The sequence below is a fragment of the uncultured Granulicatella sp. genome (assembly GCF_963545075.1).
Classification (GTDB): Bacteria; Bacillota; Bacilli; order Lactobacillales; family Aerococcaceae; genus Granulicatella.
Map to the genome: position 1 here is coordinate 1 of NZ_CAUUHX010000074.1, position 5,868 is coordinate 5,868.

Consider the following 5,868-nt stretch of genomic DNA (forward strand, 5'->3'; position numbering starts at 1 on the left):
TTGGAAGGGGGCTTATTGTATTATCAATATTATTATTTTTCATGAAATATTCACCTCGTAAAAATGAAAGTAAGTAACATGGGCTCTTTGTCAAATAGGGTTGATGAAACAATTGGTGGAGCATTAAAGAAGGTGTCTCACTACCTATATCTTAAAGGTGAAATATTAAAAAAGCAGAGAGGCTAAAAACTTCTCTGCTTTTTTCCTTATTCTACCAAATCTTTATAGTAATAAATCGCTAATTGGGTTCTGTCTCTTACATTTAATTTTTCTAAAAGTAAGGAGAGGTAGTTTCGGATGGTGCCTTCGCTTAAGTACATTTTTTCTGCGATTTCTTTATTATTGTATCCTTCTGCTACTAAATATAATAATTCATTTTCACGTTCATTCAGTAAATTGCTTGTTTTTCTTTGATAGACTTTTTTTACCGGCATATCGATTGTTGAGTCATATACAATTTGATGATTCATAACCGCTTCGATGGCAGGAATAATGCCTTTAATATGTTGCTTTAATAAATAACCTTTACAGCCAATCGCCAATGCTTTTGTAATATATTCATCATCTTGAAAGGTCGTTAAAAATAAAATTTTTGCTTCAGGATATTCTTGTAAAATATGACTAGCTGCATCAATTCCAGAAGTGGGTTCCATTCGAATGTCCATTAAAACTAAATCAGGCTGATGTTGTTCGTATAGTTGAATCGCTTCAGCTCCATTACTTCCCATTCCAACGACTTCAATATGAGATTGGGCAGAAAGAATGGTTTCTAATGCTTGTAATACTAAATAATCATCATCAATAAGAATCGTTTTAATCATGAGAGGCCTCCTGTTTTGGAATACGAATAAAAATTTCGTATCCATTTTTTGTTTGAAGTGTAAAATCTCCATTATGTTTTTCCACTAATTCCTTCATCATGGTTAGTCCCATACCTGAAGGAGTATTCGTTGGACGGTCACCATTGTCTCTATAATCAATGGTGTAAGTTGTTTTTTGTTCTAAAAGGAATAATTGAATTTGCGTTCCATTAGAATGTTTCATAAAGTTTGTTGTCAATTCCTTACAAATCGTTAAAATATCATATTTTACATTAATAGGAATACTATCTGAGATAGTGTTTGTAAAATTTAGCTGTGCTTTTTCTTTCAAAGGTTGAAGGAGTGTATCCATTCTTTGCGAAAGTGAGAATGAGTCATCATACATTTGATGGATTGTTAAACGAATGTCATCCATTTCCTGTTGTAAAATACTTGATAAATGTTCTAATTTTTCTTCTACAACGGGTTCAGTTGTAATAATTTGCAGCGCTTCTAATTGCATAATAGAAGCACTCAAAGTATGTCCTAGTTGATCGTGTAATGCATGAGAAATACGATTTCTTTCTTTCAAGGTTGCAATTTCCATTTGCTTTAAAACTTCTTCAGAATTTGATTGTTGGCGCTGTATTAATTTCAAGCGTTCTAATTCTAAATTATTTTGGATTTGATAATTTTTCTTTTGAAAAGCTTCATCTTTTTGAGTTTGTATTAGGATATAACTGCCAATGATGCCCAGGATAATGGTAAATAAATTAGGATATAAAAATAAAATCCCTCCAGAAAGAATTCCCCATAAACCATATAAATGAACTGCATGCATGATGAACAGTACACTATAAAGCCCAGTCTGTGGATAAAGAAAACAAAGCAATCCAGAACCCCCTAATGCAATCGATGAAATTAATTTTGGACTTACATAAGGTGAAAGCGAAAGGATATAGATACAAAATCCTAGAAAAATTGTCATCAGTTCAATATTCTTTTGTGCTAAAAAAATACTGATGAGAATAAAAAATAATGATTTTTCAATGAATGTACGCAAGGCTATCCCTCCAATCTGCTTTTTATTGTAGTGTAACTGAAAAAGCCACAAAATTCTATAAAAATATGACAAATGTCATATGCAAATGATGATATTTGACACTAGGTAAGAGTGAAAACATTTTATATACTAAGATTGTGATGAAAGGATAGGTGAACATATGGAAACAAGTATTTTAGTAAAAGGTTTAGTCAAACGATATAAAGATTTAATGGCATTGAATCACTTTGAAATTGAGATTCAAAAAGGAGAGTTATTAGCGCTTCTTGGCCCAAATGGATGTGGGAAAACAACTTTAATCAATTGTATGCTAGGATTTTTAACATTTGATAGTGGAGAGATTACAGTATTAGGAGAAAATCAATTTCCATTATCAGCTAAAGCTAGAGGAGAAATTGGAATTGTACCGCAAGAGTTAGCTTATTTAGATAATTTAACAGTGGAAGAAAATATTGATTTCTTTTGTGGACTATATATTTCAGATCCAACATTGAGAAAACAATATGTAAAAGAAGCGATTGAATTTACAGAATTACAAGATTTTCGTAAATTTCTCCCGAAAAAATTAAGTGGCGGATTGAAGCGTCGATTAAACATTGCTTGCGGAATCGTCCATAAACCATCTTTAATTTTCTTTGATGAACCGACTGTTGCAGTGGATACTCAAAGTCGTTCGTTTATTTTAGACGGAATTCGTCAATTAAATGAAAAAGGCAGTACCATTATTTATACCACTCATTATTTAGATGAAGTGGATGGATTAAGTGATCGTATTGTGATTATGGATAAAGGGAAGAGTATTATCTCTGGAACGTCTCAAGAATTAAAAGCATCGATTACTACTTCAGAAATTATTCAAGTAGAATTAACGACCGTTCCAACGAGTGAACAATTAGAGCGATTAAGACAAATTCCTCAAATTTTAGTAATGGAAGAACAAAAACAACAGTTGAAATTTCATTTTAAAAAAGGGAACAATCATTTAATGTATGTTGCCAATACGATTGAAGAATTGCAGTTAAATTATGTGCGTTTATATAGTGAACAACCAAGTTTAGATGATGTATTTTTAGCTTATACTGGGAAAGGACTTCGTGATAGATGATGACATTTCTAAAGTTATTTAAGTATTTATTTAAAAATACGGTAAAAGATTTTGCATTTTCATTTTGGGTATTATGTTATCCAGTGATATTAACGACTTTCTTTTATTTATCTCTTTCAAGTGTGATTCATCAGGAATTAAATCCAGTTCGAGTGGCGATGACTAAGGATCATCCTTTTCATTTTGTATTCGAACAAGCAGGGGAGAATTTTGAAATCATTGATGTAGTATCAGCAGAAGAGGGAAAGAAGTTAACGCTTGAAGAAAAAGCAGATGGATTTGTTGAAAATAATTTAGATATTGTAGTGGCAAAAGAATCAGGTGTTCCACAAAGTGTTTTGAAAAATGTGGTCACTCAAATCAAACAAGTTCTATCTCTTGGAAAAAGTGCCTCTACCATTGATTTTAAAAAAAGTTGGATAAAAGAAACAAAGAGTGATGTTAGTGAAGGAACAATGATGTTCTATTCAAGTCTAGCAAGTTTTGCAATGTATTCAATCTTTAGTGGAGTTGTTTGTGTAGCATATATGAATGGTAATTTATCTGAAGTGGGACGAAGAGTTATGGGAAGTTCATTTAGTAAATGGAAATTTCTGATTTACAGTTTTGCTACAGGATTAACGTTGAATGTGCTTTCGAATGCCCTTTTATTAGTGTATATGACTCAAATTTTAAAATTACAGTTATTTACGAATTGGACAGGTAGTATTTTATTAATGCTTATAGGAAATATTTTTGGATTATCCTTTGGAATTTTAATAGGAACTCTTCAACAGTTGAGTATACAAGGACGAATTATAGTAGCATTAATGAGCAATATGATTGCATCCGCTATTGCAGGATTAATGGGAAGTAGTATACGAGTATTTATGAATAGCCATCTTCCATGGGTGAATCAGTATAATCCGGAAGCTTTGATTATGTCTGGATTTTATCAATTAAACCGTTTAAATGAGGGGACACAAATGCCTCGTATTTTTGGATTACTTGGAATTTATACACTTCTATTAATGGTCTTTGCATTATGGAGATTAAGGAGAACACGTTATGACAGTTTATAAGTATTTTTTAAAACTTGCGAATCGTTACAAAATATATGGCATTATTTATTTAGTCATTTTTATGGGGATGGCTTTACTTCAAATTTCTGGAAAGAAGGAAACGAGTAATTTTGAAGATATTTCTATAAAAATGATGATAAAAGATGAGTCGAATGGAACTGATGAAATCATTAATCAATTGATTCAAACTCTTCAAAAGAAACATGAAGTACAAAAAACGACAAAAAGTGATACAAGTATGAAAGAAGCTATCTATGCAGGGGATGTAGATGCAGGATTATGGATTCCAAGTGATGTACATTCAAAATTGGAAAAAGAACAAGAAGTTGTTGAGATGGAAATCTCCAATTCATTATCGGGACATTTAATTCGTGAGTATGTAAACTCTTATCTTCGATATGCAGTTGCTTTGAAAAAAGAAGGGAATTTTAGTGCGGAAAAAATGGATACTATTATGTCTCAAGAAGCTAAAGTAACATTGCTATCGAAAGAAGAAGCGGTATCCAGTCAATACTCTAAAGAAAAATTAGGTGAAAATTATTTTACCTATAGCCCATTTATTTATTTTTCAGTGTTCATTTATTTATTTGGTACGATTTTTTCTAAAATGAAGGGGAAAGAAGTTGCAAAGAGAATTGCGATTGCGACGAAAGATGAGCGTCGAGTGATGTTGGAACAATTTTTAGCAGGGTTAACGATTGTAGGTTTAATTGTTGGCATTAATCTGCTTTTTGTAGGGATTTTAGCCCCTGAATTTTATGCAAGTTCTCAAGCATTGAAGATTTTATTATTGAGTACAGCGTCGGCAATTTCAGCTTATGCTTTGTCATTTCTTTGTGCAGTAGTCATTGGCGAGAATCAATATGCTTATTCAGCTGCAAGTACAATATTTGGGATGGGGCTGGGATTTTTATCCGGAATTTTTGTTCCTTTAGAATTGGTAAGTTCATATGGAGTCAACATTGCTAAATTCTTCCCAGTTTATTATGTGACTTCAGCAGCGAGCAATTCTTCAACAGAGTTTTCTAGTTATGCATTTCATTTTGGGATGATTGTTTTATTTACCGTTTTATATATCGTAATGGCGTTTAGCGTGCAGCGCATTCGTCGTATAAATAAATTTTAATTGGAAATTCCTGGTAAATTCTCAATCTAAGTTCTAGTTTTGATACTTAACTAGAAGTTAATTTGAAACTTTACGGTGGAATAGTAGCGAATGAGTATGAAATCTGGCAGTAGAAAAATTCCTAAAAATGCTATAATTTCAAGTGAAATAGATAAATAAATTAAGATTAAGAGAGGTTTTTCGGCGAATGTTAGGATATGAAAAAAATGAAAAGTTAGAATTTAATTATAAAAAATCTGGCGGTTTATGGTTAATTGCGGTTGCCATAGTTATCGCTGTTGCTACCTTAATAGGTGGACAACAAATTATAAATATGCAAGTGTTTAGTATAGGTTATGTAGTTTGCTTTTTCTTAATTAATATGAATAAAAACTTACTAAAAAAACTATCCACTGGATCATCGACTAAATTTCAAAATAAGGTTTCTCAATACTCAATAATATTACTGTTTATATTAATGTTTTTTTTAGGAGGTCCATTTTTTGCTACGGAGAATTGGAGATTGATATGGTTGGGAGCATTATTAGCCACAGCATTGCATTTTTTCCCATTCTATTTTGTACATGGAAAATCCATGATTTTATTAGGAATTATGTGCACTATTAATATTATCATGGGGTATATTTTTTCTGATGTTTCTTTGGTACTATTTGCCTATATTGATGCAATCATTAAATTTATATTTGGAGTTTATTTGTTATTTTTTTCTAAAG

General features: G+C 31.5%; 6 protein-coding genes. 4 read left to right on the top strand and 2 right to left on the bottom strand.

Annotation, left to right across the window (positions count from 1 at the left end; translation table 11 throughout):
- Window positions 1–206: 206 nt before the first annotated feature.
- Both RWZ86_RS08050 and RWZ86_RS08055 read right to left on the bottom strand, forming a co-directional pair.
- Window positions 207–821, bottom strand: a complete 615-nt coding sequence (locus RWZ86_RS08050) for a response regulator transcription factor (protein ID WP_314681267.1) — start codon at window positions 819–821, stop codon at window positions 207–209.
- Window positions 814–1,863, bottom strand: coding sequence for a histidine kinase (locus RWZ86_RS08055; RefSeq protein ID WP_314681269.1), 1,050 nt, complete (start codon window positions 1,861–1,863; stop codon window positions 814–816). The genes RWZ86_RS08050 and RWZ86_RS08055 overlap by 8 nt, the downstream gene beginning before the upstream one ends.
- A 160-nt stretch (window positions 1,864–2,023) precedes the next feature.
- Between RWZ86_RS08055 and RWZ86_RS08060 the strand changes: the two genes are divergently transcribed.
- The 4 genes from RWZ86_RS08060 to RWZ86_RS08075 all read left to right on the top strand — a co-directional run.
- On the top strand, window positions 2,024–2,968 hold the full coding sequence (locus RWZ86_RS08060; RefSeq protein ID WP_314681272.1) for an ABC transporter ATP-binding protein: 945 nt from the start codon (window positions 2,024–2,026) through the stop codon (window positions 2,966–2,968).
- On the top strand, window positions 2,965–4,029 hold the full coding sequence (locus tag RWZ86_RS08065; RefSeq protein WP_314681274.1) for an ABC transporter permease: 1,065 nt from the start codon (window positions 2,965–2,967) through the stop codon (window positions 4,027–4,029). The genes RWZ86_RS08060 and RWZ86_RS08065 overlap by 4 nt, the downstream gene beginning before the upstream one ends.
- Window positions 4,016–5,155, top strand: coding sequence for an ABC transporter permease (locus RWZ86_RS08070; RefSeq protein WP_314681276.1), 1,140 nt, complete (start codon window positions 4,016–4,018; stop codon window positions 5,153–5,155). The genes RWZ86_RS08065 and RWZ86_RS08070 overlap by 14 nt, the downstream gene beginning before the upstream one ends.
- Window positions 5,156–5,342: 187 nt before the next feature.
- Window positions 5,343–5,868, top strand: a 526-nt coding sequence (locus tag RWZ86_RS08075) for a DUF6609 family protein (protein ID WP_314681278.1), incomplete at its 3' end; no start/stop codon positions are given.